The sequence below is a fragment of the Cupriavidus sp. NPDC089707 genome (genome assembly GCF_044748965.1).
In the GTDB taxonomy this organism is placed as follows: Bacteria; Pseudomonadota; Gammaproteobacteria; order Burkholderiales; family Burkholderiaceae; genus Cupriavidus.
Genome location: NZ_JBIVHB010000012.1, coordinates 13,679 through 38,777, shown reverse-complemented (window position 1 = coordinate 38,777; position 25,099 = coordinate 13,679). Strand labels below are relative to the sequence as shown.

Below are 25,099 nucleotides of genomic sequence, written 5' to 3'. Positions count from 1 at the left end.
CTGCAGGCGGCACTGAACCACGCATGCCGTGCCTATCGGGCTCTTTGAGAATATCAATTAGCCCCATGCGGGATGTTCACGCATAATCACGTTTTGTCGCGGTGCACCGCAGCAAAGTGCCTGGCAGGATCCACGCCGGGCCCACAGCGGTGGCACTGTACTTATTGCAACGTATCTGGAGATAGTCTTATGAAGACCGTTGGTCAAAAGCTCGAAGCCTTCCACGTCGTCGGTGTCAAGCCGGGTTTCAACAATCACGAAGAGAACGGCCAATCGGCTTTCGAAGACATCACCGAAAAGTCGTTCGAAGGCAAGTGGAAGGTCATCTACTTCTACCCGAAGGACTTCACCTTCGTGTGCCCGACCGAAATCGTTGCCTTCGCCAAGCTGAACGGCGACTTCGCTGACCGCGACGCGATCGTGCTGGGCGGCTCGACCGACAACGAGTTCGTCAAGCTGGCATGGCGCCGCGAACACAAGGACCTGAACAAGCTGGACCAGTGGCAATTCGCCGACGTGACCGGCTCGCTGATCGACCAGCTGGGCGTGCGCGACCAGGCCGCTGGCGTGGCCCTGCGCGCGACCTTCATCGTCGACCCGGACAACGTGATCCAGCACGTTTCGGTGAACAACCTGAACGTCGGCCGCAACCCGGACGAAGTCCTGCGTATCCTGGACGGCCTGCAAACGGACGAGCTGTGCCCGTGCAACCGTGCCGTTGGTGGCGCAACGCTGTAATTTGCAGTTCTTCGCCAGACACCGTGGCGATCCGCAGAGGGCCCCGCCCTCCGCTCCGAAACCCGCTTGCGCGGGTTTTTTGGGCCCCGATCGATAGGAGAAATAAATGGAATTCCTCAGCACGATTAAAAACCTGATCCCCGATTTCGCCAAGGACATCCGCCTGAACGTGGACGGCACTATTGCCCGCTCCTCGCTGGAAGGCAACGATGCGGTCGGCGTGGCGCTGGCGGCGGCATTCGCGGCGCAGAGCAAGGTGCTGGTGGATGCCATCCGCAACGCCGGCGTGCTGTCGCCCGAGGAAACCAACGGCGCGCTGACCGCCGCGGCGCTGATGGGCATGAACAACACCTGGTACCCGTACGTCGAGATGGCGGACGACACCGACCTGTCGACCCAGCCGGCCGGCCTGCGCATGAACGCCTACGCCACCCATGGCGGCGTCGACAAGCGCCGTTTCGAGATGTACGCGCTGGCAGCGTCGATCGTGGGCAAGTGCCACTTCTGCGTAAAGTCGCACTACCAGCTGCTGAAGAACGAACAGGGCATGACCGCGCAGCAGTTGCGGGACGTGGGCCGCATCGCCGCGGTGATTGTGGCCGCAGCCAACGTGATCGCCGCCCAGTAAGCGCATAGCGCGCCCCCGCGCCTCCAAAGGGCCGTTCGACGGCCCCTGTAGCACAGCAGCCGGCAGCTTCCCAGCGGGAATTGCCGGCTGTTTCCGTCTTGCAACCGGGCTCGCGCCGGCACTGCACTCGCGCGGCGATCGGCCTACAATCCAGGCAGGATATGCACTTTCAGCCTGCCATGACCCTGCCTTCGCCGACTTCTCCCCGTTTCCACTACCGCCTTGCCGCGGTGCACGACTGGGGCGACATCGCTGCCGTCACGCAGCAAGCCTATGGCCAGTATGAGCTGGAAATCATGGAAGACTGCCGGGCCTCGTTCCAGCGCGGCATGCAGGCGGTGCTGGCGACCAGCAATCCCGACATGGAATGGTGGGTGGCGGAAACCGATCACGGCATCATGGGTGCCGTGCTGTTCTGCCATCCCGGGGCAACGCTGCCCGCGCTCGACGGCAGCACCATCACGCTGACGCAGCCGGAGGCGCGGCTGCTGTCGGTCAGCCCGCAGGCGCGCGGTCTGGGGCTTGGGCGCACGCTGATGCAGATCTGCATCCAGCGCGCGCGCGATATCGGCTCGCCTACGCTGCTGGTAAGGACCATGCCGGAGATGGCCTCGGCCAACCGGCTGGTGCAGCAGATGGGCTTCACCAAGCGCACCGAGGCCGGTGCGCGCTCAGGCGCCATGGCGCGGCTGATCGACTACACCTACGCCATTCCGCCGGAAAACGCCCCGGCGGCGGACGCGCCGCGCAGCTAGCAGCGCCGTCTCGACCTACTGCGCCCGCCACAGCGCGCTCAGTCCTGCGCGCCCGTCACCGAGCCGCGCCAGACCAGCACCGCGGCCTGTGCCACGATCCCTTCCTGCCGTCCTTCGAAGCCCAGCTTTTCGTTGGTCTTTGCCTTGACGTTGCAGCGTCCGGGCGCCAGCCCCAGGTCTTCCGCCAGGTTGGCCACCATCGCGCCAATGTGCGGCGCCAGCTTGGGCGCCTGCGCAATCACGGTGGCATCGACATTGCCGATCTCATAGCCCGCCTCGCGCACGCGGCGCGCGGCCTCGCGCAGCAGTACGCGGCTGTCGGCGCCGGCGAATTGCGCGTCGGTATCGGGGAAATGGCGGCCGATATCGCCCAGCGCGGCCGCGCCGAGCAACGCGTCGGTGACCGCATGCAGCAGCGCGTCGGCATCGGAATGGCCCAGCAGGCCGCGGTCGTGCGGGATCTCCACGCCGCCCAGGATCAGCTTGCGGCCCGGCACCAGCGCGTGGACGTCATAGCCCTGGCCCACGCGGATATCGAAAGGCATCATGCGGTTACGCTCCTTATGCTCCATTGGCTCCATTGGCTCCAGTCCCCAGCAGCACTTCGGCTAGCGCGAAGTCTTCCGGGTATGTCACCTTGAAATTGCGCAGCGAGCCGTTGACCAGCCGCGGATGCAGCCCCAGCCGTTCGATCGCGCTGGCTTCATCGGTCACCACCGCGCCCGCCGCCATGGCATCCTGCAGCGCCTGGCGCAGCACGCCCAGCCGGAACATCTGCGGGGTCTGCGCCTGCCACAGCCCTTCGCGCGGCACGGTACCGCCGATGCGGGCATCGTCCTGCGCGCGCTTGAGGGTGTCGGGCACCGGCACCGCCAGGATGCCGCCGATGGCCGCATCCGGATCGTCGTCGCCGTCGCTTTCCACCGCGCGTACCAGCGCGTGGATCATCGCCGGGGTCAGGCCCGGGCGCGCCGCGTCATGCACCAGCACCCAGTCCGTATCGGTGGCGCCGAGCTGGGCCAAGTGATGCAGTCCCGCCAGCACCGATGCATGCCGCGTGTCGCCGCCAACGAAGGCGGTGTCGAAGCGCAGTCCGGCGAACGCGGCGGCGCCGAAGCGCGATTCCAGCGGCATGTCGTCGGGCGCCAGCACCAGCGCGGTGGCGTTGATCGCGTCGCACGCCGAGAATGCCGCCAGCGCGTACCAGATCATCGGCCGGCCGGCCACGGTCTGGTATTGCTTGGGAACGGTGCCGCCGGCGCGGCTGCCGGTACCGGCACAGGGGATCAGGGCAAAGCGGCGAGCGGACACGGCTTGGGCAGGAAGTGAATGACGAAGTGAAACTGCGGAACTGGGCAAGCGCCAGCGTTTTGCCGCCAGCGGGACAACCGGGTCGCATTCTATAATACGGCCCTTGCCCGTCGCCATGGCGCATGCGTGCCTGGCGGCGTGGGCGGGTGCCGCCATGTGCCCGCAGCAATCTGTCCGACCCCCGCCCGCGATGCCGGCGGGGTGTCGTCGTTTTGAACGCCCCGTTGCCGACATGCCTGACGCCACGCCCTCCCTGCCCTTCGCCAACCTGCCACTGATCAAGCCGGGCCTGCGCCACACCGTGGCCGGCCTGCGTGGTTCCGCCGATGCCCTGGCTATTGCCGCCTACGCGCGGCAGCACCGGGCGCGCGTGCCGATGCTGGCAGTGGTGTGCGCCAATGCCGTCGACGCCCAGCGCCTGGCCGAGGAAATCCCCTGGTTCGCGCCCGAGCTGCGCGTGCGCCTGCTGCCCGACTGGGAAACGCTGCCCTACGACAGCTTCTCGCCGCACCAGGACCTGGTCTCCGAGCGCCTGGCCACGCTGCACGATATCCAGGGCGGGCAATGCGATGTGATGCTGGTGCCGGCCAGCACCGCGCTGTACCGGCTTGCGCCGCCGTCCTTCCTGGCGGCCTACACCTTCTTCTTCAAGCAGGGCGAGCGCCTGGACGAGGCCGCGCTAAAGGCGCAGTTCACGCTGGCGGGCTACGAGCACGTCAGCGCCGTGATGCGCCCGGGCGAATACAGCGTGCGCGGCGGCCTGATCGACCTGTACCCGATGGGCTCCGCGCTGCCGTACCGGATCGACCTGTTCGGAGACGAGATCGAGACCATCCGCGCCTTTGACCCGGACACGCAGCGCAGCCTGTACCCGGTCAAGGAAGTGCGCCTGTTGCCGGGCCGCGAGTTCCCGCTCGACGAAGCCGCGCGCACCGCGTTCCGCGGCCGCTGGCGCGAAATCTTCGAGGGTGACCCGACCAAGTCGCCGATCTACAAGGACATCGGCAATGGCGTGCCGTCGGCAGGCATCGAGTACTACCTGCCGCTGTTTTTCGAAGACAGCGCGACGCTGTTCGACTACCTGCCGGCGGATACGCAGCTCGCCTTCGCGGGCAACATCGATGAAGCGATCCGCCGCTTCTGGGCCGACACCACGCAGCGCTACAACTTCATGCGGCACGACCGCGAGCGCCCGCTGCTGCCGCCGGCCGACCTGTTCCTGTCCGAGGAGCAGTTCTTTGTCGGCGCCAAGCCGATGGCGCGACTGGTGCTGCAGGCCGAGCCCGGCGCGGACCAGACACCGTTCTCGGCGATCCTGCCCGATGTCTCGGTCAACCGGCGAGCCGAAGACCCGCTGGTCAACCTCGAATCGCTGCTGCTCGACAGGCAGACCCGCGTGCTGATGTGCGCCGACTCCGCCGGCCGGCGCGAGACGCTACTGCAGCTGTTTGCCGAAAGCGGCCTGCGCCCGCAGCCGGTGGACGACTTTGCGGCGTTCCTTGCCGGCGAATCGCATTTCTCGATCGCGGTGGCGCCCTTGCAGAGCGGCTTCGCGCTGCCCATTGGGCTGCCACAGGGGCAACTCGCCTTCGTCACCGAGGCCGAGCTGTACGCCGGCACCGCGCGCCGCACCGGCCGCCGCAAGCAGGAACAGGCGACCGCGGTCGACTCGATGGTGCGCGACCTGGCCGAACTGAAGATCGGCGATCCGGTGGTGCACAGCGAACACGGCATCGGCCGCTACCATGGCCTGGTGTCGCTCGACATGGGCCAGGGCGAGGAGGAATTCCTGCACCTCGAATACGACAAGAGCAGCAAGCTGTATGTGCCGGTGCACCAGTTGCACGTGATTTCCCGCTACTCCGGCGCCGATCCGGATACCGCACCTTTGCACCACCTGGGCTCGGGCCAGTGGGACAAGGCCAAGCGCCGCGCCGCGCAGCAGATCCGCGATACCGCTGCTGAGTTGCTCAACCTCTACGCGCGCCGCGCCGCGCGCGAGGGCTTCGCCTTCCCGCTGTCGCCGAAGGACTACGAGACCTTCGCCGAGAGCTTCGGCTTCGAGGAAACGCCGGACCAGGCCGCCGCCATCGCCGCGGTGATCGCCGACATGACCTCGGGAAAGCCGATGGACCGGCTGGTGTGCGGCGACGTCGGCTTCGGCAAGACCGAAGTCGCGCTGCGCGCCGCCTTCGTCGCGGTGCTGGGCGGCAAGCAGGTGGCAATGCTCGCGCCGACCACGCTGCTGGCGGAGCAGCATTTCCAGACGCTGTCGGACCGCTTCGCCGAATGGCCGGTGCGCATCGTCGAACTGTCGCGCTTCAAGACCAAGAAAGAGATCGACGCGGCCATCAAGCAGATCAACGAGGGCAGCGTCGATATCGTCATCGGCACGCACAAGATCCTGTCCGACCAGGTCAAGTTCCAGCGCCTGGGCCTGGTCATCATCGACGAGGAACACCGCTTCGGCGTGCGCCAGAAAGAAGCGCTGAAGACGCTGCGCGCCGAGGTCGACATACTGACGCTGACCGCCACGCCGATCCCGCGCACGCTGGGCATGGCATTGGAAGGCCTGCGCGATTTTTCGGTCATCGCCACTGCGCCGCAGAAGCGGCTGGCGATCAAGACCTTCGTACGGCGCGAGGAAGACGGCGTGATCCGCGAGGCCATCCTGCGCGAGCTCAAGCGCGGCGGCCAGATCTACTTCCTGCACAACGAAGTCGAGACCATCGAGAACAAACGCGCCAGGCTGTCCGAGCTGGTGCCCGAGGCGCGCATCGCGGTGGCGCACGGCCAGATGCACGAGCGCGAGCTGGAGCGCGTCATGCGTGACTTCGTCTCGCGCCGCGACAACATCCTGCTGTGCACGACCATCATCGAGACCGGCATCGACGTGCCGACCGCGAACACCATCCTGATCCACCGTTCCGACAAGTTCGGGCTGGCGCAGCTGCACCAGCTGCGCGGCCGCGTCGGGCGTTCGCACCACCAGGCCTATGCCTACCTGCTGGTGCAGGATGTCGACGGCCTGACCAAGCAGGCGCAGCGCCGGCTGGAAGCGATCCAGCAGATGGAGGAACTGGGCTCGGGCTTCTACCTGGCCATGCACGACCTGGAAATCCGCGGCGCCGGCGAGGTGCTGGGCGACAAGCAGTCGGGCGAGATCCACGAAATCGGCTTCCAGCTCTACACCGACATGCTCAACCACGCGGTCAAGGCGCTGAAGGCCGGCAAGGAGCCCGACCTGATGGCGCCGCTGGCCGCAACCACCGAAATCAACCTCGGCACGCCGGCGCTGCTGCCCAACGACTACTGCGGGGATGTGCACGAACGCCTGTCGCTGTACAAGCGCCTGGCCAACTGCGAGACCGCCGAGCGTGTCGACGATATCCAGGAAGAACTGATCGACCGCTTCGGCAGGCTGCCGGCGCAGGCGCAGGCGCTGGTGGAAACGCACCGGCTGCGCATCGCCGCGGCGCCGCTGGGCGTGCGCAAGATCGATGCAGGCGAGGCCACCATCAGCGTGCAGTTCGTGCCCAATCCGCCAATCGATGCCATGCGCATCATCGACCTGGTGCAGAAGAACCGGCATATCAAGCTGGCCGGGCAGGACAAGTTGCGCATCGAGGCCAAGATGCCGGACGTGACGGTGCGCGCGCAGACGATCAAGCATACGCTGCGACAACTGGCGTAAAGCTGCCGGGGCGGGTGTCATGCGCCGCTTGCATGGACTCGACATGCGACCGGGTGTAGCATCGGACTCTTGATCGGTTAGTGATAGCGCCCCATGCCAGCCCAAGCCGCCGCCCCGAACCAGACCGCAGGCCAGACCGCCAATGACCACGCCGCGCGAGGCAGCGCGCTCGAATGGATCCAGCGGCTGGTCGCGTACGACACCACCAGCCGCCACTCCAACCTCGGCCTGATCGAGACCGTACGCGACCACTTCCTGGCCAAGGGCTTGAAGCCGCATCTGAGCTACAACCCGCAGCAGGACAAGGCCAATCTCTTTGTCACGGTGCCCGCGGCCAGTGGCGACACCAACGGCGGCATCGTGCTGTCGGGCCACACCGACGTGGTGCCGGTGGACGGCCAGAACTGGACCACCGATCCGTTCAAGGCGACGATCCGCGACGGCAAGCTGTATGGCCGCGGCACCTGCGACATGAAGGGCTTCATCGGCACCAGCCTGTCGCTGCTGCCGGCCATCCTCGACGCAAGGCTGCGCGAGCCGGTGCACTACGCCCTCTCCTTCGATGAAGAGATCGGCTGCATGGGCGCGCCGTACCTGCTGGCCGAACTGCGCGACCGCGGCGTGACGCCCGGCGGCTGCATCGTCGGCGAGCCGACCAGCATGCGCGTGATCGTCGCGCACAAGGGCATCAACGCCTACCGCTGCTGCGTCCGGGGCCAGGCCGCGCACTCGTCGCTGACGCCGCGCGGCGTCAATGCCATCGAATACGCGGCGCGGCTGATCTGCTTCATCCGCGATATCGCCGATGAATTCAAGGCCAACGGCCCTTACGACCAGGCCTTCGACGTGCCCTATACCACCGCGCAGACCGGCACGATCCAGGGCGGGATCGCGCTCAACACCATCCCGGCGCTGTGCGAGTTCGTGTTCGAGTTCCGCAATTTGCCCGGGGTGGACCCGGAAGCGATCTACGCGCGGATCCATGCGTATGCCAACGATGTGCTGCTGCCGAAGATGCGCGCCGAGCATGCCGATGCCGACCTGACGCTGAGCAAGATCGCCGCCGCGCCGTCGCTGGACGTTGCCGAGCAGGCCGCGATCACGCAGCTGGTGCGGGCACTGACGGCGGATCGCGAGACCAACAAGGTCGCCTATGGCACCGAGGCCGGCCTGTTCCAGCGTGCCGGCATTCCGGCGGTGGTGTGTGGGCCTGGCGATATCCAGCAGGCGCACAAGCCGGATGAGTATGTCGCGCTGGAGCAGCTGGCGGCGTGCGAAGGGTTCTTGCATAAGGTGGTGGATAGCCTGCGGGTTACGGCCTGATTTGGTCCACAGCGGCTTTGTTGTCCGCACTGCGTCGATACGCTGGCCCTCACCCCAACCCTCTCCCGCAAGCGGGAGAGGGAGCACGGCCTCGGCGTTCGACAGTATCGTAGTCATCCCCTCCCGCTTGTTTGCTCCCCTCTCCCGCCTGCGGGAGAGGGGCGGGGGTGAGGGCCGGAGCCTGCAGTACTCCAGCGCCCCACTCACCAAGCAGCCAACCACTCTGCCAGCATCAAACCAACAATAACGAAGGAGATCCTGCATGGCCGTCCGTTCCACCGCATCCCGTTCCACCGTCCGCATTGCTTTCGCCAGCCTCGCACTCGCGGCCGGCCTGCTCTGCAACCCCGCGCAGGCACAGACCACGCCTGCCCCGGCCGGCGCCGCCACCGACGCCCTCCACGCCCTCCACGCCCTCCACGCCCAGATCGAAACCCGCGCCAAGGCTGTCGAAGCCCGGCTGATCGCCTGGCGCCGCGACATCCACCAGCATCCGGAACTCGGCAACTACGAGACCCGTACCGCGAAGCTGGTCGCGGACCACCTGCGCAAGCTCGGCATGGAAGTGAAAACCGGCGTGGCCAAGACCGGCGTGGTGGGCGTGCTCAAGGGCGGCAAGCCCGGCCCGGTGGTTGCGCTGCGCGCCGACATGGACGCGCTGCCGGTAAAGGAACGCGTCGACGTGCCGTTTGCGTCGAAGGCCAAGGGCCAGTACCTCGGCAAGGAAGTCGACGTGATGCACGCCTGCGGCCATGACACGCACGTGGCGATTTTGATGGCCACGGCGGAAGTGCTCGCCGGCATGAAGGACCAGTTGCCCGGCACGGTCAAGTTCATCTTCCAGCCGGCCGAGGAAAGCCCGGCGGACTTCGAACCCAACGGCTCGAACATGTGGGGCGCCAAGCAGATGGTGTCCGAGGGCGTGCTGGACAATCCGAAGGTCGATGCGATCTTCGGCCTGCATGTCAGCAGCGGCATCGAATCCGGCAAGCTTGGCTGGCGCAGCGGCGCGTCGATGGCCGCGGCGGACCAGTTCTGGATCGACGTCAAAGGCCGCCAGACCCATGGCGCGCGCCCGTGGGGCGGCATCGATCCGATCGTGGTGGCATCGCAGATCGTGATGGGGCTGCAGACCATCCAGAGCCGCCAGGTCAATGCCATGCTGGAGCCGTCGGTGATTACCGTGGGCACCATCCACGGCGGCAACCGCATGAACATCGTGCCGGAGAAGGTCGAGATGATGGGCACCATCCGCACTTATGATGAAGGCATGAAGAAGGACATCCATGCCCGCATGAAGCGCACCACCGAGGCCATCGCCACCAGTGCCGGGGCGGAAGCCAGTTTCCGCGTGGTCGAGCTGTATAACGCGACCATCAACCAGCCGGCGCTGACCGACCAGATGGCGCCCACGCTCAGGCGCGTGGCCGGCGAAGGCAACTGGATGATCACGCCCAAGGCAACGGCGTCGGAAGACTTTTCGTTCTACCAGGAGAAGGTGCCCGGCCTGTTCTTCAACCTGGGGGTGACGCCGAAGGGCCAGGATGTGACCAAGGCGCCCTCCAATCACTCACCCGAGTTCTATGTGGACGAGCCGGCGCTGATCAACGGCGTGCGCGCGCTGTCCAACCTGACGGTGGACTACATGCTGATGGCACAGCGCTGAGCGCGCTGCAAGTTGGCCGGGGCGGCTACAATAGCGGTTTTTCCGCCTCGCCGCCCTGCTTCCCTGCCCTGAGGCGCGCCCGATCCTCGCCTGTCATGCCCCTGATTCTCCAGAGCACCGCCCCGCTTTCCGCCGCCGACCTCGACACCGTCCGGTCCCTCGCCCGCGCCTCCGAACTGGTGCTGCGCAGCGCCACCGTGGCCGCCGCCGAGGACTGCGCGCCGCTGACGCCGGCGCTGCGCGATGCGCTGGACGATTTCTGCGGTCCGCGCGCGATCGACTGGGCCGTGGTTCCGGCCGGCAGCAAGCTGTCGGACTTCCGGCTGGTGGCAATGGACATGGACTCGACGCTGATCACGATCGAGTGCATCGACGAGATCGCCGACTTCTGCGGCCTCAAGGCCGAAGTCTCCGCCATCACCGAAGCGGCGATGCGCGGCGAGATCACCGACTTCAACGAAAGCCTGCGACGCCGCGTGGCGCTGCTCAAGGGGCTGGACGCCAGCGTGCTCGACCGCGTCTACGCGGAGCGCCTGCGCCTGTCGCCCGGCGCCGAGCGCATGCTGCAGGCCGTCCAGGCGCTGGGCATCAAGACGCTGCTGGTGTCGGGCGGTTTCGTCCACTTCACCGACCAGCTCAAGCCACGCCTGAAGCTGGACTTCACCCGCGCCAATACGCTGGAGATCGTCGACGGCAAGCTGACCGGCAACGTGGTCGGCGAAATCGTCAACGCCGACGTCAAGGCCCGCACCGTGCAGGAAGTCTGCGCGCAGATCGGCGCCACGCCGGACCAGGCCATCGTCATGGGCGACGGCTCCAACGACCTCAAGATGATGGCGGTAGCCGGCCTGTCGGTGGCCTTCCGGGCCAAGCCCGTAGTGCGCGCGCAGGCCAGCGTGGCGTTCAATCACGTCGGGCTGGACGGACTGCTGGAACTGTTCCCGCACTGAAACGCTGAGCGCTGCCGGCGGCGTTCGGCTGGGGCGTTGCCGATCGGGTCGGCCTGAATTGCGGCGGATGCGCCGCATTTTGATTTGGCGCTCCAACATTCCGCTTGCAGCAACAAATGCGAATCATTATCATTAATGTTTTGATTCGCTAACATTTCCCCTCATGCAAGTTCTGGCCGTTTTCCTGGGCCTGGCGGCGGCTGCCTGCCTGTACCTGGCTGCGCCTAACCAGGTCCTGCTGCCACCCGGACGCGGTTCGCAGCCGCGCGTATTCGGCTGGCTTGGCCTGGCGCTGGTGATCGCCAGCACCTGGCTGTGGAGCATGACCGACGGATGGCCGGTGGCGATCGCGGCCAGCCTGACGACGGTGCCGTGCGCGCTGTCGGCCTGGCCCCTCGTCGGCACCTATGTCCACCGCAAGCGCCTGGCGGCGGCACAGGGCCAGAGAGGGCAACGGGCATGAACGCTGTCACCGATACCATGGGCACCAAGTGGCTGGCTGGCACCCTGCTCGGCCTGCCCCTCGCCGTGGCGCTATGCACGCTTTCGATCCTTTGGCTGCCCGGTGGCTGGGAAACCGGCATCGTCGCGGCTGTCGTCGCCTGCTTGCCGGTGTGGGTGACGATCATCAGCTGCAGCCTGCTGTTCCGCACCAGCCGCTCGGCCTGGCTGTGGCTGTGCGGCGCCAACCTGCTCTGTTTCGGCGCGCTCTGGGCGCTGCGCCTGGCAGGCCTCGCCCCGGCCGCCCTGCCCGTCTCCTGAGAATGCCATCATGAAAACCGCAACCCTGCGCCTGTACCAGACGCTGCATACCTGGGTCGGCCTGATGGCCGGCTGGGCCCTGTTTATCGCCTTCTTTGCCGGCGCTGTGACCGTGTTCCACCACGAGCTGCATGTCTGGCAGTCGCCCACGCGCCTGAAGGGCAACGCGCCGGTCGAAGCCAAGACCGACCCGGCAGCGGTCGACCGCTTCATGCACAAGCTGGTCGTGCTCCACCCTGAGGCCGCCGCCAGCGCCTATGTGATCATGCCGTCCGAAGGCGAGCCCAATATCGCCGCCTACTGGCAGGACAAGGCCGGCGAATGGCAGATGACCACCGACGCGCGCCTGGCCGGCGACGCCGCGATGCAGCGCGACACCTCGCGCGACCAGGTGATCGGTGAACTCTCGGCGTTCCTGAACAGCCTGCACTATTCGCTCGGCATTCCGGTCGGCGGGATCTACTTCATGGGCGCGATCTCGGTGCTGTACGGGCTGGCGCTGGTGTCGGGCGTGCTGCTGCACCTGCCGCGCCTCAAGAAGGACCTGTTCGCGGTGCGTCCGGGCCGCAACCTCAAGCGCTTCTGGATGGATGCGCACAATGTGTTGGGACTGTTCAGCCTGCCCTTCCACCTGGTCTTTGCCATCACCGGCGCGCTGTTCTGCCTGTCGCTGGTGCTGATGATGGTGTTCAACACGCTGACCTTCGACGGCCGCCTGTTCGAAGCCGTGCCGCGCGCCACCACCGCGGTGCCGGAGGTGGCTGCCGCCGGCCGCGCGGTGCCGACGATGCCGGCCGAGACCCTGGTGCGGATCGCGCAACAGCATGGCGGCGAACGCTTCACTCCGGAATCGTTCCGCTTCCAGCGCTTCGGCGACGCCAATGCGGTGGTCGAAGTGCGCGGCACCAGCACCAAGGCGCTCGGGAATCTCGGCTCAGTCGGCATCCACGCCGCGCAGGGCGAGCCCAACGCGGGCCAGCTGACCGCCAACCAGACTGCCGGCGCGCGCGACAGCAATCACGGGCTGTACAGCGCGCTGTACGCGCTGCATTTCGGCACCTTTGGCGAGCTGCCGGTGCGGCTGGTCTACCTGCTGGCCGGCCTGGCGGGCGCGTTCCTGTTCTACTCGGGCAACCTGCTGTGGATCGAGTCGCGGCGCAAGCTGCGCCAGGCCGAACAGCCGCGCGTGCACCGCCTGCTGGCGCAGGCAACCGTCGGCGTCTGCATCGGCTGCTGCATCGGCGTGGCGCTGTGCTTCCCCGCAGCGCTGCTGTGGCCCGAACGCGCGGTGAGCTACACCTACTTTACGGTGTTCGGCATTGCCTGTGCGTGGGCATTGTTGCGCCCGCCGGTACGCGGGGCGATCGAGCTGCTATACGTGGCGGCGCTGGCGGCGCTGACCATACCGCTATCCAACGCCCTCCTGACCGGCGACCACCTGCTGCACAGCATCTCCAGCGGGCACTGGATCATCGCCGGCTTCGATATCGGCGCCATCGCGCTGGCGGCGGGCTTTGTCGCGCTCGCCCGCGCCACCCAGCGGCGTGCGCGCAGCGGACAGGCCGAGTCGGTCTGGGCGATGCCGCGTGCCGCCGCGGCAACGGCCGCCGCCGGCGCCAAGCCGATGTCCAGCGCCGACGCCCGCTGAGCGGGAGCTCGCCTACACTACATGAGCCCCCAACCATCGAGCCCGACCGCCATGGAATCTACCTTCCACCAGTTTTCCGAACTGTTCGCACAACTCGGCCTGGCCTCCGATGAAGCCAGCATCCGCAGCTTCATCGACCAGCATGCGCCGCTGCCAGATGATGTGGAACTGGCGGAGGCGCCATTCTGGACGCCGGCCCAGTCCGCGCTCCTGCACGACGAACTGCTTGACGACGCCGACTGGGCCGAAGTGGTCGACCAGCTCAACCTGGCGCTGCGCAAGCCTGCCTGAAACGGCGCGGGGCACCTGCGCGCCCCGCCGCCTGCTTGCATCCCTTAGACCGCACCCAGCTTCGCCTCCATCGCCTGCCGCAGGTCGGCGATCAGGTCGCGCGTGTCTTCGAGGCCGATATAGAGCCGCACGAGTTCGCCGGTGTCCTGCCAGCCGGCCGGCGGCCAGGTGCCTGCCGGGCGCATGCCCTGCACGTGATAAGGCACGGCCAGGCTGTGCGCGCCGCCCCACGACCAGCCAATCGCGAACAACTGCAGCGCTTCGACAAAGGCATCGACCTGCTGGCGCGAGTAGCGCGCGCGCAGGATGATGGCGAACAGGCCGGTGGCGCCGGTAAAGTCGCGCCGCCAGTTGGCATGGCCCAGGCAGTCGGGCAGCGCGGGATGCAGCACGCGCGCCACCTCGGGCCGCTGGCGCAGCCATTCTGCGACTTCGCGCGCGCCGCGGTCGTGCGCCGCCAGCCGCACCGGCAGGCTCGGCAGCCCGCGCAGCACCAGGTGGCAGTCATCGGCGGACACGCCCCAGCCCATCAGCATGCGGGTGCGCCGCAGTCGGGCATGCAGCGCATCGTCGCGCGTCATCACGGCGCCCATCAGCACATCGCTGCCGCCTGACTGGTACTTGGTCAGCGCCTGTACCGAGATATCGATGCCCTTGTCGAAGGGTTGGAAGTAGACGCCGCCCGACCAGGTGTTGTCGATCGCCGTCAGCACGCCATGCGCCTGCGCGGCGGCGACGATGGCATCGGTGTCCGCCACTTCCATCGTCACCGAACCCGGCGATTCCATCCAGATCAGGCGCGTCTCGGGACGGATCATTGCGGCCATGCCGGCGGCGTCCATCGGGTCGTAGTAGCGCACCGACACGCCGTAGTCGCGCGCCAGCCACTCGCCATGGTCGCGGTTGGGGCCGTAGACGTTGTCCGGCACCAGCACGTCGCCGCCGCTCTTCAGCAGCGCGAAGTAGACCAGCGAAATTGCCGCCAGCCCAGATGGCAGCAACAAGGTATGGCGCGCGCCTTCGATCAGCGCCAGGTGCTGGCACAGCGCCTCGCTGGTCGGGGTGGCGTGCAGGCCGTAGCGCCAGTAAGTGGTGGCACCGTCGCCCTGCGCACGCAGTTCGGCCAGGTTGCGGAAGACCACGGTCGAGCCGCGGTGGGTGGCGGGCGAGAACGAGGCAAAGCCGGGCGCGATGTCCAGCTCAGGCTGGACCGCGACGGTCTGCAGGTAATGGGGGCGGGATACGGGCTTGTCGGGCTTGTCGGACGGCGAATCGGACACGGCAGATTCCTTGCTGGCTACTAGCGACTGCTGGCCGGCGCTTCCGCGATGCCAAGCAGGCATCACGCTGTCCGGCCAGGAATGAGAATCGGTGAGCCTTCGAGCTTACCAGCAAATGCCGGCCGCGCCACCGGGAACGGTGGCGGTCCGCTTGTCACGCGGAAAATGCTGCCGGATTACCAGCCCGAGATCGACGACTTGGGCGGCGGCGGTGCGTAGGTGACGCCACTGTTGGGCGTCATGTCGAACGGCGGGATGACCAGCACGCCCAGCGGGCGGATAAGGAACGGCAGCACGATGGCGGGGTTGAAGGCATCGGTCCAGGTGCCGCGCACGGCGCCGCTGGCGTCGATGTTGCCTTCCCAGTTGCCGGTTACGCGCGTACCGTCGTCGGACTCTTCCATCAGGAAAGCGCCGTTTTCCCATTCGCCGGCGAGCAGGCGCACACCGGCGCCGCGGCCGGTGTATTCGCCGCGCACGCTGTCGCGCTCGTCGGGCTTGGGGCCGAGCCGCAGCCGCACGGGCTGGTCGCCGACCTTGCCGACATAGACGGGAAGCTTTGCGTACTCCGGCCGGGGTGCCAGCGGCCTGGCAGTTGTGGTGGACAGTGCGTTGCCTCGCCGCGCCTCGCCATCGCGGATGGCCTGGTTGATACCCAGGCCTTCGCCGCCTCGCGATACCGCCCCAACCGGGCCGGTCGACAACTCGGTCGCCGGTGCGGCTTGCGCCGTGCCCGCCAGGGCGAGCACGGCAGCCAGCGCCGGGATAAACGCAGGGATAAACGTTTTCAGCAGCACACGGCGCAAGGCAAGCCTCAGATCCGTTCGAAGATGGCGGCGATGCCCTGCCCGCCGCCGATGCACATCGTCACCAGCGCGTAGCGACCTTGCACCCGTTGCAACTCGTACAGTGCCTTGACCGTGATCAGCGCGCCGGTGGCACCGATCGGGTGGCCCAGCGAGATGCCCGAGCCGTTCGGGTTGACCTTGGCCGGATCCAGGCCCAGGGCCTTGGTCACGGCGCAAGCCTGCGCGGCGAAGGCTTCGTTGGCTTCGATCACGTCCAGGTCCGACACCTGCAGGCCGGCACGTTCCAACGCGATCCTGGTCGCCGGCACGGGGCCAATGCCCATGGTCTTCGGATCGACGCCGGCATGGCCGTACGACACCAGGCGCGCCAGCGGCTTCAGGCCGCGGCGCTCGGCCTCGGCACGCTCCATCATCACCACTGCGGCGGCGGCGTCGTTCAGGCCCGAGGCATTGCCGGCCGTGACCGTACCGTTTTCCTTGACGAAGACCGGCTTGAGCTTGGTCATGTCGTCCATGGTGGCGTCATGGCGCACATGCTCGTCGGTGTCGAAGGTAACTTCGCCCTTGCGGCCCTTGCTCACCACCGGGACGATCTGGTCCTTGAAGTAGCCAGCCTTGATCGCGGCGGACGCGCGGCGGTGCGATTCCAGTGCGGCCTCGTCCTGCTGCGTGCGCGAGATGTCGTATTCCTTGGCCACATTCTCGGCAGTTACGCCCATGTGGATGCGGTGGAACGGGTCGTGCAGCGCGCCCAGCATCATGTCGACCAGGCCGGCATCGCCCATGCGAGCGCCCCAGCGGGCCGCCGGCGCCAGGTACGGGGCGCGGCTCATGCTTTCGGCACCGCCGCCGATGGCCACGTTGGCATCACCCAGCAGGATGGTCTGCGCGGCGCTGACGATGGCCTGCAGACCCGAGCCGCACAGGCGGTTCACGGTCAGCGCCGGCGCGTTGGTCGAGACACCACCGTTGACCGCGGCAACGCGGCCCAGGTACATGTCGCGCGGCTCGGTCTGGATCACGTTGCCGAACACCACGTGGCCGACGTCGTCGCCGGACACCTGCGCACGGGCCAGCGCCTCGCGCACGACCAGCGCGCCAAGTTCTGCCGGCGCCACGTCCTTCAAGCTGCCACCAAAGGTTCCGATCGCGGTACGGACACCGCTCACCACTACGACTTCACGCGTCATGACTTGTCTCCAGGAGGTATGTTGCACCGCACAGTATAGCGGCGCATCCGCCAAAACGAACGATCGTACTTTTACCTAATCGCCGCCGCGCCGGCCTCGTCCGACAGGACTAGCTCAGGCCTCGCCCCACAGGTCGTGGCCGTCGGCGCCGGTGATCTTCACGTCGACGAACTCGCCCGCACGGTAGCGCTGCGAGGTACGTTCCGGCGGCGCAATGTAGACCAGGCCGTCGATCTCCGGCGCATCCGCCGACGAACGGCCGATGCCGCCGTCCTGGTTGACCTCGTCGACCAGCACGCGCAGGGTCTGGCCGACCTTGCGCTGCAGGCGGCGCGCGGACACTTCCTCGGCCACTTCCATGAAGCGGGCGCGGCGTTCCTCGCGCACCTCGTCGGGCAGTGCGCCCGGCAGGTCGTTGGCCGTGGCACCCTCTACCGGCGAGTATGCAAAGCAGCCGACGCGGTCCAGTTCGGCCTCGGCGATAAAGTCCAGCAGCGTCTGGAACTCGGCCTCGGTCTCCCCGGGGAAACCGGCGATAAACGTGCTGCGGATGGTCAGCTCAGGGCAGATCTCGCGCCAGGCGCGGATGCGATCCATGGTCTTTTCGGCGTTGGCGGGGCGCTTCATGCGCTTGAGCACGTCCGGGTGGGCGTGCTGCAGCGGCACGTCCAGGTACGGCAGCACATGGCCCTGCGACATCAGCGGGATGATCTCGTCGACGTGCGGGTACGGGTAGACGTAGTGCAGGCGCACCCAGGCGCCGTACTGTGCGGCCAGCTCGCCCAGCGCCGCCACCAGCTCGGTCATGCGGGTCTTGAGCGGGCGGCCGTCCCAGAAGCCGGTGCGGTACTTGACGTCGACGCCATAGGCACTGGTGTCCTGCGAGATCACCAGCAGTTCCTTGACGCCGGCCTTGAACAGGTTTTCGGCCTCCAGCATGACCTCGGCCACCGGGCGCGAGACCAGGTCGCCGCGCATCGACGGGATGATGCAGAACGAGCAGCGGTGGTTGCAACCCTCGGAAATCTTCAGGTAGGCGTAGTGCTTGGGCGTCAGCTTGATGCCGGCGGCCGGTACCAGGTCGGTGAACGGGTCATGCGGCTTCGGCAGGTGTGTGTGCACGGCCTGCATCACCTCGCCCAGCGCATGCGGACCCGTCACGGCCAGCACCTTGGGGTGCACCGACGACACGATGTCGTGCCCCGCCGCATCCTTCTTGGCGCCGAGGCAGCCGGTCACGATGACCTTGCCGTTCTCGGTCAGCGCCTCGCCGATGGCGTCCAGGCTTTCCTGCACGGCCTCGTCGATAAAGCCGCAGGTATTGACCACCACCAGGTCGGCGCCGTCATAGGTGCCGCTGATGGCATAGCCCTCGGCGCGGAGCTGGGTGATGATCTGCTCGGAGTCGACCAGGGCCTTGGGACAGCCAAGCGAAACGAAACCCACGCGCGGATTATGATCTTTCGGGGTCGTTGATTCTGAAGGGTTTTTCACGGTGCGATACGAATGTGGGGCAGGCGCGGCGGAGTATATCCGGTTATCGCGCGGGCGATCGGGCGCCAGGCGATGCAGGCCAATCGTGTATTTTACCCGTTTGCCATGCTTTGCCGGCGCCTGACGCCACACTTGTCCGCCAGGTCAGCGGCGGGCTTGGTCAGTCAGGAATCGGAGAGGCGCCGGGGATACTTGGCAGCAGTCGCGCGATCTCGGCCGAATCGTGCATGCGCCGGATCGCGGCATGCAGTTCGCCGGCCTGTGGCCAGGTCCGCTTCAGGTAGCTGAGCCACAGCTTGACCCGCCCATGCTCATGGCAGGACGAGATCCGTTCGTGCAGCTTCTTCAGGTAAAGCGAGATCTGGCCCAGGACCAGCGGCCATTCGGCGGCGGACGGCGTGTTCGCCATCTGCCCGCGGATGCGCTGGGCCAGGAAAGGATCGGAGACGGCGCCACGCCCGATCATCACATCGTCGCAGCCGGTCACTGCGCGACAGCGCTCCCAGTCGGCGACGGTCCAGACCTCGCCGTTGGCAATGACCGGAGTGTCGATGGCCTCAGCGATCCGCGCGATCCACTCCCAATGCGCAGGCGGGCGGTAACCATCGTCGCGCGTGCGGGCATGCACCACCAGCGACGCCGCCCCACCCTCCGCCAGCGCGGCGGCGCAGTCCAGCGCAAGTGCGGTATCGGAAATGCCCAGCCGCATCTTGGCGGTCACGGCAATATGCGCCGGCACCGCGGCGCGCACGGCGGCAACGATGCGGTTCAGCAGTTCAGGTTGCCCGAGCAGCATGGCGCCGCCGCCATGCCGGTTGACCACCTTCGCCGGACAACCGAAGTTCAGGTCGATGCCATGCGGCGACAAGCTCGCGGCATAGGCCGCATTGCGCGCCAGCCATTCGGGGTCGCTGCCCAGCAGCTGGATCACCATTGGGGTACCGCTGTTGGTGTAACCGCCCTGCAGGGTTTCGGGCGTATCCCGCTCATAGACACGCGCGGGAAGCAGCGAGCCCGTCACCCGGACAAACTCCGACACGCAGCCATCGTAGCCGCCCAGGCCGGTCAGCACGTCGCGCAATACATAGTCCGCAAGCCCCTCCATCGGAGCGAGGAATAGCCGGCTCATATTCAGGAGTGCGCCTGACGGCGCGCACCGGCTTGGCGGGCACGCAAATGGCAATGACGGTGGGTTCTGGAAGGCATCGGGATTCGCGCTTTGCAGGCGAGTCCGCAAAATGAGCCGCCAGTTCAGGAGGGACGCATTTTACCTGCTTTGGGGGATGCGTCGCTTGTCGAACGGAGAACGGCGGAGCATGCATGCAAGTGGCGGACCAGGCGGCCCGCCACTGATAACCCTTACTTCTTGTCCGGCTGGTTGAACGGGAACGTCCCGAACATATTTTTGGCCTGGTTCTGCATTTGTTCCTGCATCTGCACGAACAGATTCTTGCTCTGCTCAATGTAGTTGCTCATCATCCCCTGCATCATCGGGCCCTGCATGTTCATGAACTGCGACCACATGTCGGGGCTGAAAGCTTCGCCGGAATACAGACCCTTGGAATTCTCGGCCAGCTTGCTCTGGATATCGATAAAGGCCTGGATATTTTTTTCCAGGTAAGTACCCATCATGCCCTGCATGGCATGACCGTAGAACCGGATGATCTGCGACAGCATGGCACTGGAGAACATCGGCACGCCGCCGGTCTCTTCTTCAAGGATGATCTGCAGCAGGATGCTGCGGGTCAGTTCATCCCCCGACTTGGCGTCCACGACCTTGAATTCCTCGGAATCCATGACCAGCTGCTTGACGTCAGCCAAGGTGATATAGGTGCTGGTCTGGGTGTCGTAGAGCCTGCGGTTCGGATACTTCTTGATCAGTCGCTCTGCGCCTTTTTTGGTCGTGGCCATCGGTGCTCTGTCCTTGTGTCGTCGCTGATTGCGCGCTGCTGCACCGCATGGGGTGCAGTGCGCAAATCGGTACCGCCTGCGCCATCTGTGATTGTCGTCTCGGCTTGCTGCGGCCTGCTCGCGCGTGGCTGCGCGTTGCGGCTTCGCCACCTCGCCCCCGCGAGGGCCGCGCTGCACGACTATGGTGCTGGCTGCGCCGCTGCCCTGATTCTATGCCCAACAAAGCACTAAGAAAAGCGACCCAGCTTAAGGAAAACCCGGTAAGCCGGCGCCAGAACAGCAAATAAACCGCCGCGCAGAAACGATTCGCGGGCCATTGCGGCCCGCGAAAGAGACAGCGAAACGAAACCTCCGCCACCTTGTGCGCTGCGCTGGCTGCACCGCAAAATGCGGCCGCCGGCACGCTCGCCGATCACGCCGGCAGGTCAGCCCATGTGCAGGCCGCCGTTCAGCGAGAAGTCGGCGCCGGTGGAGAAACCGGACTCATCGGAAGACAGCCACGCGCAGATCGAAGCGATCTCGTCCGGCTCGCCCAGGCGCTTCACCGGGATCGTGCCGACGATCTTGTCGAGCACATCCTGGCGGATCGCCTTGACCATGTCGGTGGCGATATAGCCGGGCGAAACGGTGTTGACCGTCACGCCCTTGGTCGCCACTTCCTGCGCCAGCGCCATGGTGAAGCCGTGCAGGCCGGCCTTGGCGGTGGAGTAGTTGGTCTGGCCGAACTGGCCCTTCTGGCCGTTCACCGACGAGATGTTGACGATCCGGCCCCAGCCGCGGTCGGCCATGCCGTCGATCACCTGCTTGGTCACGTTGAACAGCGAGGTCAGGTTAGTGTCGATCACCGCATCCCAGTCGGCGCGGGTCATCTTGCGGAACACCACGTCGCGCGTGATGCCGGCGTTGTTGATCAGCACATCGACCTCGCCAACCTCGGCCTTGACCTTGTCGAAGGCTGCCTTGGTCGAATCCCAGTCAGCGACGTTGCCTTCCGAGGCAACGAAATCGAAACCGAGCGCCTTCTGCTGCTCGATCCATTTTTCACGGCGCGGCGAGTTGGGGCCGCAGCCGGCCACCACACGAAAGCCATCCTTGGCCAGGCGCTGGCAAATGGCGGTCCCGATGCCGCCCATGCCGCCGGTCACATACGCAATGCGCTGAGTCATGTCCACTCCTTGATTGGCTCTTCGTTTTCGTTGCCGGACCGCGAGGACCGCTGGCCCGGCCTACTGCTGATTTGTTGCCGCCTGGTTGCGGATCAGTTGCGCTCAACCGCCAGTGCCACGCCCATGCCGCCGCCGATGCAAAGCGAGGCCAGGCCCTTCTTGGCGTCACGGCGCTTCATCTCGTGCAGCAGCGTCACCAGGATACGGCAGCCCGATGCACCAATCGGGTGACCGATGGCGATGGCGCCACCGTTGACGTTGACCTTGGAGGTATCCCAGCCCATCTGCTGATGCACGGCCAGCGCCTGCGCGGCAAAGGCTTCGTTGATTTCCATCAGGTCGAGATCCTGCGGCGTCCAGCCGGCACGCGACAGCGCGCGCTTGGAAGCCGGCACCGGGCCCATGCCCATCACCTTCGGATCGACGCCTGCATTGGCGAAGCTCTTGATCGTGGCCAGCGGCGTCAGGCCCAGTTCCTTGGCCTTGGCGGCCGACATCACCACCACCGCGGCGGCGCCGTCGTTCAGGCCCGAGGCGTTTGCCGCGGTCACCGAGCCGGCCTTGTCGAAGGCGGGCTTCAGGCCGGACATGCTGTCCAGCGTGGCGCCCTGGCGGACAAACTCGTCGGTCTTGAACGCCACCGGGTCGCCCTTGCGCTGCGGGATCAGCACCGGCACGATCTCTTCGTCGAACTTGCCGGCCTTTTGCGCAGCCTCGGCCTTGTTCTGCGAGCCGACCGCGAACTCATCCTGAGCTTCGCGCGTGATGCCATATTCCTTGGCGACGTTCTCGGCGGTAATGCCCATGTGGTACTGGTTGTACACGTCCCACAGGCCGTCGACGATCATGGTATCGACCAGCTTGGTGTCACCCATGCGGAAGCCGTCGCGCGAGCCCGGCAGCACGTGCGGCGCAGCGCTCATGTTTTCCTGGCCGCCGGCCACCACGATCTCGGCGTCGCCGGAAGCGATGGCGTTGGCCGCCAGCATCACGGCCTTCAGGCCCGAGCCGCAAACCTTGTTGATGGTCATGGCCGGCACCATGGCCGGCAAGCCGGCCTTGATCGACGCCTGGCGCGCCGGGTTCTGGCCCGAGCCGGCGGTCAGCACCTGGCCCATGATGACTTCGCTGACTTGTTCCGGCTTGATGCCGGCGCGCTCCAGCGCCGCCTTGATGACCACGGCGCCCAGCTCCGGGGCCGGGATCTTGGCCAGCGATCCGCCAAATTTGCCTACTGCGGTACGGGCCGCGGAAACGATGACAACGTCAGTCATGGTGTAGTCCTTTCGATGGAAATGGAAAGCCTGCACGGCGGCCGGCGTCGCCAGTGTGGCGACTCGGCCTTCATGCAAGCGTCATGCCTTGGCTTTGACGTAACGCCCAGGCGCAGGTTCGATCACGGGGTAGCGCGCGTTGCCGTACTCGGCGGGCGCGGCGCGCTTGGCGCCGGCATGGCCGGCGAGCCATGCCATCCAGTCCGGCCACCAGCTGCCGTGGTGCTCGGTGGCACCGGCCAGCCATTGCTGCGGCGATGCCGGCAGCGAGTCATTGATCCAGTGGCTGCGCTTGTTCTTGGCCGGCGGGTTGATCACGCCGGCGATGTGCCCGGATGCGCCCAGCACGAAGCGCAGCTTGTTCTTCAGCAGCGCGGTCGAGGCATAGGCGGCGGTCCACGGCACGATATGGTCCTCGCGCGAGCCGTAGAGATACGTCGGTGTGTCGATGCTGCCCAGGTCGACCGGCACGTTGGCCACGGTCAGCTTGTTGGGCACCTTCAGTTCGTCCTGCAGGTAGGTGTGGCGCAGGTACCAGCAGTACCATGGGCCCGGCAGGTTGGTGGCGTCGCCGTTCCAGTACAGCAGGTCGAACGGCACCGGCGTGTTGCCCTTCAGGTAGTTGTCGACCACGTAGTTCCACACCAGGTCGTTCGGGCGCAGGAACGAGAACGTATTGGCCAGCTCCAGCCCGCGCAGCAGCGAGCACGGCGCGCCGGCAGCGCCACCCAGCGTGGCTTCGCGCAGCTGCACATGGGCTTCGTCGACGAACACGTCGAGGATGCCTGTATCGGCAAAATCGAGCAGCGTGGTCAGCAGCGTCAGGCTCGAGGCCGGCTGCTCGCCGCGCGCGGCCAGCACCGCCAGCGCGGTCGAGACAATGGTGCCGCCCACGCAGAAGCCCAGCACGTTGATCTGGTCCTGGCCGCCGATATCACGCGCGACCTCGATGGCGCGGATCGCACCGTGCTCGATGTAATCGTCCCAGGTTGCCGCCGCGAGGCTGGCATCGGGGTTGCGCCACGACACCAGGAACACCGTATGTCCCTGCTCCACCGCATGCCGCACCAGCGAGCTTTCCGGCTGCAGGTCGAGGATGTAGTACTTGTTGATGCACGGCGGCACCAGCAGCAGCGGCCGCGCGTGGACCTTGGCCGTCAGCGGATTGTATTGCAGCAGCTGGAAGAATTCGTTTTCATAGACCACGGCGCCTTCGGTCACGGCGACGTTGCGGCCGACCTCGAACGCGGTCTCGTCGGTCTGCGAGATCTTGCCGCGCGTCAGGTCTTCGAGCATGTTGCGCACGCCGGCGCGCAGCGATTCGCCGCCCGATTCGATCAACAGCCGCTGCGCTTCGGGGTTGGTGACCAGGAAATTGGCCGGCGACATCGCATCGACCCATTGCGAGATCGCAAAGCGGATGCGCTGGCGCGTCTTGGCGTCCGCCTCGACGGCGTCGGCGAGTTCCGTCATGGCGCGTGCGTTGAGCAGGTAGAACGCCGCCGCAAAGCGGTAAGGAACATTATTGCGCCACGCTTCGCCGGCAAAGCGCCGGTCATGCAGCGGCCCCGCGGCGTCGGGATTGCCCTCGGCCATGGCCTGCCACAGGGCTACGAAGTCGTTCATGTAGCGCTTCTGGATATCGCCCAGTTGCGCCGGGGCAATCTTCACGCCTGCGAGCGCGTCCAGGCCCGGAATGCCTGCGCCGGCCGCATGGCCGTTACCTTCTGTGCCCTGCCACTGGCGGGACCATTCCAGCCATGTGGCTGGATCGAATGGCCCCGGCGTGAACTTGAACGGTTGGGACTTGCCTTCCTGGGTGGAAGCTGCCGCACCTTTGCCGGTCGCCATGATGTGAATTGTCTCTCTGCCGTCACTATATGAACCGGCTCCGGGCGCTGCCCTGGCCGGCACTTTTGCATAGGGAGATGCTATCCGGATAGGCCCGGCGCGCGCCTCCCCGAATTGGGCAGGCTAGCCAGATCATTTCGCCGGAACCTCTGCCGCGCTCGCGCGGCGGGCTCCGCCCATCCCGATAGCAACTCCCTTTTTTACCGGTTACCGCGGCGCTCTGGCTGGCAACGCCATGCGGTATGCTTGCCGGCAAAAAACCTTGGAATCGTCAGCGATCCCGAGACATTTGAGGCCATTGTTGCCTTGCAACGCACGCGCTGTCAATGCGGAAATCCGTCCCGGGGCAGCGCGCTTC

Annotated in this window: 22 protein-coding genes; 11 read left to right on the top strand and 11 right to left on the bottom strand. The window is 66.4% G+C overall.

The genetic code is table 11. The features are described from left to right. The first annotated feature begins 189 nt into the window (after positions 1 to 189). The 3 genes from ACIP1U_RS19605 (at position 190) to ACIP1U_RS19595 (ending at position 2,121) form a co-directional block, all read left to right on the top strand. Positions 190 to 738, top strand: a complete 549-nt coding sequence (locus ACIP1U_RS19605; RefSeq protein ID WP_400318108.1) for a peroxiredoxin — start codon at positions 190 to 192, stop codon at positions 736 to 738. A gap of 106 nt (positions 739 to 844) precedes the next feature. Beyond that, positions 845 to 1,366: a carboxymuconolactone decarboxylase family protein gene (locus tag ACIP1U_RS19600; RefSeq protein ID WP_063238667.1), complete on the top strand. Its 522-nt coding sequence runs from the start codon at positions 845 to 847 to the stop codon at positions 1,364 to 1,366. Positions 1,367 to 1,545: 179 nt separating this feature from the next. After that, a complete protein-coding gene (locus tag ACIP1U_RS19595) occupies positions 1,546 to 2,121 on the top strand; it encodes a GNAT family N-acetyltransferase (RefSeq protein WP_029049282.1) in 576 nt (191 codons plus the stop codon). A gap of 38 nt (positions 2,122 to 2,159) precedes the next feature. Here ACIP1U_RS19595 and ispF read toward each other — a convergent pair whose 3' ends face one another. Further along, the gene (gene ispF, locus ACIP1U_RS19590; RefSeq protein WP_400318103.1) at positions 2,160 to 2,669 is read right to left on the bottom strand and encodes a 2-C-methyl-D-erythritol 2,4-cyclodiphosphate synthase; all 510 of its coding nucleotides are present in this window, start codon (positions 2,667 to 2,669) and stop codon (positions 2,160 to 2,162) included. Between the two features lie 13 nt (positions 2,670 to 2,682). Further along, complete coding sequence (ispD, locus tag ACIP1U_RS19585) at positions 2,683 to 3,432, bottom strand: 2-C-methyl-D-erythritol 4-phosphate cytidylyltransferase (RefSeq protein ID WP_400318100.1); 750 nt, start codon at positions 3,430 to 3,432, stop codon at positions 2,683 to 2,685. Positions 3,433 to 3,664: 232 nt separating this feature from the next. Between ispD and mfd the strand changes: the two genes are divergently transcribed. The 8 genes from mfd (at position 3,665) to ACIP1U_RS19545 (ending at position 13,766) form a co-directional block, all read left to right on the top strand. Next, positions 3,665 to 7,126, top strand: coding sequence for a transcription-repair coupling factor (mfd, locus tag ACIP1U_RS19580; protein ID WP_400318097.1), 3,462 nt, complete (start codon positions 3,665 to 3,667; stop codon positions 7,124 to 7,126). A gap of 93 nt (positions 7,127 to 7,219) precedes the next feature. Further along, complete coding sequence (gene argE, locus ACIP1U_RS19575; RefSeq protein WP_400318094.1) at positions 7,220 to 8,449, top strand: acetylornithine deacetylase; 1,230 nt, start codon at positions 7,220 to 7,222, stop codon at positions 8,447 to 8,449. A gap of 262 nt (positions 8,450 to 8,711) precedes the next feature. After that, positions 8,712 to 10,115, top strand: coding sequence for an amidohydrolase (locus ACIP1U_RS19570; RefSeq protein ID WP_400318091.1), 1,404 nt, complete (start codon positions 8,712 to 8,714; stop codon positions 10,113 to 10,115). A 95-nt stretch (positions 10,116 to 10,210) separates the two neighbouring features. After that, positions 10,211 to 11,065 carry a phosphoserine phosphatase SerB gene (serB, locus tag ACIP1U_RS19565; protein ID WP_400318088.1) on the top strand — a complete coding sequence of 285 codons (855 nt, stop codon included), beginning with the start codon at positions 10,211 to 10,213 and terminating at the stop codon, positions 11,063 to 11,065. 163 nt (positions 11,066 to 11,228) lie between these two features. Beyond that, positions 11,229 to 11,528, top strand: coding sequence for a hypothetical protein (locus tag ACIP1U_RS19560; RefSeq protein ID WP_400318087.1), 300 nt, complete (start codon positions 11,229 to 11,231; stop codon positions 11,526 to 11,528). Next, the gene (locus tag ACIP1U_RS19555; RefSeq protein WP_400318083.1) at positions 11,525 to 11,827 is read left to right on the top strand and encodes a hypothetical protein; all 303 of its coding nucleotides are present in this window, start codon (positions 11,525 to 11,527) and stop codon (positions 11,825 to 11,827) included. Before ACIP1U_RS19560 ends, ACIP1U_RS19555 begins: the two co-directional genes overlap by 4 nt. 10 nt (positions 11,828 to 11,837) lie before the next feature. Next, positions 11,838 to 13,475 (top strand): PepSY-associated TM helix domain-containing protein, encoded by a 1,638-nt coding sequence (locus ACIP1U_RS19550; protein ID WP_400318080.1) that lies wholly within the window; start codon positions 11,838 to 11,840, stop codon positions 13,473 to 13,475. A gap of 51 nt (positions 13,476 to 13,526) precedes the next feature. Beyond that, positions 13,527 to 13,766, top strand: a complete 240-nt coding sequence (locus ACIP1U_RS19545; RefSeq protein ID WP_400318455.1) for a DUF2789 domain-containing protein — start codon at positions 13,527 to 13,529, stop codon at positions 13,764 to 13,766. Between the two features lie 44 nt (positions 13,767 to 13,810). On the opposite strand, the gene ACIP1U_RS19540 is transcribed toward ACIP1U_RS19545, so the two are convergent. The 9 genes from ACIP1U_RS19540 to phaC all read right to left on the bottom strand — a co-directional run bounded on the left by ACIP1U_RS19540 (position 13,811) and on the right by phaC (position 24,741). Then, positions 13,811 to 15,046 carry a cystathionine beta-lyase gene (locus ACIP1U_RS19540; protein ID WP_400318077.1) on the bottom strand — a complete coding sequence of 412 codons (1,236 nt, stop codon included), beginning with the start codon at positions 15,044 to 15,046 and terminating at the stop codon, positions 13,811 to 13,813. Positions 15,047 to 15,222: 176 nt separating this feature from the next. Continuing rightward, positions 15,223 to 15,843: a hypothetical protein gene (locus ACIP1U_RS19535; RefSeq protein WP_400318453.1), complete on the bottom strand. Its 621-nt coding sequence runs from the start codon at positions 15,841 to 15,843 to the stop codon at positions 15,223 to 15,225. A 17-nt stretch (positions 15,844 to 15,860) separates the two neighbouring features. After that, positions 15,861 to 17,045 carry a beta-ketothiolase BktB gene (gene bktB, locus ACIP1U_RS19530; protein WP_400318075.1) on the bottom strand — a complete coding sequence of 395 codons (1,185 nt, stop codon included), beginning with the start codon at positions 17,043 to 17,045 and terminating at the stop codon, positions 15,861 to 15,863. Between the two features lie 114 nt (positions 17,046 to 17,159). Next, the gene (gene rimO, locus ACIP1U_RS19525) at positions 17,160 to 18,539 is read right to left on the bottom strand and encodes a 30S ribosomal protein S12 methylthiotransferase RimO (protein ID WP_400318072.1); all 1,380 of its coding nucleotides are present in this window, start codon (positions 18,537 to 18,539) and stop codon (positions 17,160 to 17,162) included. Positions 18,540 to 18,699: 160 nt separating this feature from the next. Beyond that, the gene (locus ACIP1U_RS19520; RefSeq protein WP_400318070.1) at positions 18,700 to 19,668 is read right to left on the bottom strand and encodes a tRNA dihydrouridine synthase; all 969 of its coding nucleotides are present in this window, start codon (positions 19,666 to 19,668) and stop codon (positions 18,700 to 18,702) included. A 230-nt stretch (positions 19,669 to 19,898) separates the two neighbouring features. Next, on the bottom strand, positions 19,899 to 20,450 hold the full coding sequence (gene phaR, locus ACIP1U_RS19515) for a polyhydroxyalkanoate synthesis repressor PhaR (protein WP_400318067.1): 552 nt from the start codon (positions 20,448 to 20,450) through the stop codon (positions 19,899 to 19,901). A gap of 425 nt (positions 20,451 to 20,875) precedes the next feature. Then, positions 20,876 to 21,616, bottom strand: coding sequence for a 3-ketoacyl-ACP reductase (locus ACIP1U_RS19510; RefSeq protein ID WP_400318065.1), 741 nt, complete (start codon positions 21,614 to 21,616; stop codon positions 20,876 to 20,878). 92 nt (positions 21,617 to 21,708) lie between these two features. Next, positions 21,709 to 22,890, bottom strand: a complete 1,182-nt coding sequence (locus tag ACIP1U_RS19505; protein ID WP_400318062.1) for an acetyl-CoA C-acetyltransferase — start codon at positions 22,888 to 22,890, stop codon at positions 21,709 to 21,711. A gap of 81 nt (positions 22,891 to 22,971) precedes the next feature. Beyond that, positions 22,972 to 24,741, bottom strand: a complete 1,770-nt coding sequence (phaC, locus tag ACIP1U_RS19500; RefSeq protein ID WP_400318060.1) for a class I poly(R)-hydroxyalkanoic acid synthase — start codon at positions 24,739 to 24,741, stop codon at positions 22,972 to 22,974. Between the last annotated feature and the right edge of the window lie 358 nt (positions 24,742 to 25,099).

Coding starts and splice junctions, on each gene's coding strand:
- ACIP1U_RS19600 (WP_063238667.1), top strand. CDS start 845: ATGGAATTCCTCAGCACGATTAAAAACCTGATCCCCGATTTCGCCAAG.
- ACIP1U_RS19555 (WP_400318083.1), top strand. CDS start 11,525: ATGAACGCTGTCACCGATACCATGGGCACCAAGTGGCTGGCTGGCACC.
- phaC (WP_400318060.1), bottom strand. CDS start 24,741: ATGGCGACCGGCAAAGGTGCGGCAGCTTCCACCCAGGAAGGCAAGTCC.
- ACIP1U_RS19605 (WP_400318108.1), top strand. CDS start 190: ATGAAGACCGTTGGTCAAAAGCTCGAAGCCTTCCACGTCGTCGGTGTC.
- mfd (WP_400318097.1), top strand. CDS start 3,665: ATGCCTGACGCCACGCCCTCCCTGCCCTTCGCCAACCTGCCACTGATC.
- ACIP1U_RS19505 (WP_400318062.1), bottom strand. CDS start 22,890: ATGACTGACGTTGTCATCGTTTCCGCGGCCCGTACCGCAGTAGGCAAA.
- ispF (WP_400318103.1), bottom strand. CDS start 2,669: ATGATGCCTTTCGATATCCGCGTGGGCCAGGGCTATGACGTCCACGCG.
- ACIP1U_RS19570 (WP_400318091.1), top strand. CDS start 8,712: ATGGCCGTCCGTTCCACCGCATCCCGTTCCACCGTCCGCATTGCTTTC.
- ACIP1U_RS19560 (WP_400318087.1), top strand. CDS start 11,229: ATGCAAGTTCTGGCCGTTTTCCTGGGCCTGGCGGCGGCTGCCTGCCTG.
- ACIP1U_RS19595 (WP_029049282.1), top strand. CDS start 1,546: ATGACCCTGCCTTCGCCGACTTCTCCCCGTTTCCACTACCGCCTTGCC.
- ACIP1U_RS19550 (WP_400318080.1), top strand. CDS start 11,838: ATGAAAACCGCAACCCTGCGCCTGTACCAGACGCTGCATACCTGGGTC.
- ACIP1U_RS19520 (WP_400318070.1), bottom strand. CDS start 19,668: ATGAGCCGGCTATTCCTCGCTCCGATGGAGGGGCTTGCGGACTATGTA.
- bktB (WP_400318075.1), bottom strand. CDS start 17,045: ATGACGCGTGAAGTCGTAGTGGTGAGCGGTGTCCGTACCGCGATCGGA.
- argE (WP_400318094.1), top strand. CDS start 7,220: ATGCCAGCCCAAGCCGCCGCCCCGAACCAGACCGCAGGCCAGACCGCC.
- serB (WP_400318088.1), top strand. CDS start 10,211: ATGCCCCTGATTCTCCAGAGCACCGCCCCGCTTTCCGCCGCCGACCTC.
- phaR (WP_400318067.1), bottom strand. CDS start 20,450: ATGGCCACGACCAAAAAAGGCGCAGAGCGACTGATCAAGAAGTATCCG.
- ACIP1U_RS19545 (WP_400318455.1), top strand. CDS start 13,527: ATGGAATCTACCTTCCACCAGTTTTCCGAACTGTTCGCACAACTCGGC.
- ACIP1U_RS19510 (WP_400318065.1), bottom strand. CDS start 21,616: ATGACTCAGCGCATTGCGTATGTGACCGGCGGCATGGGCGGCATCGGG.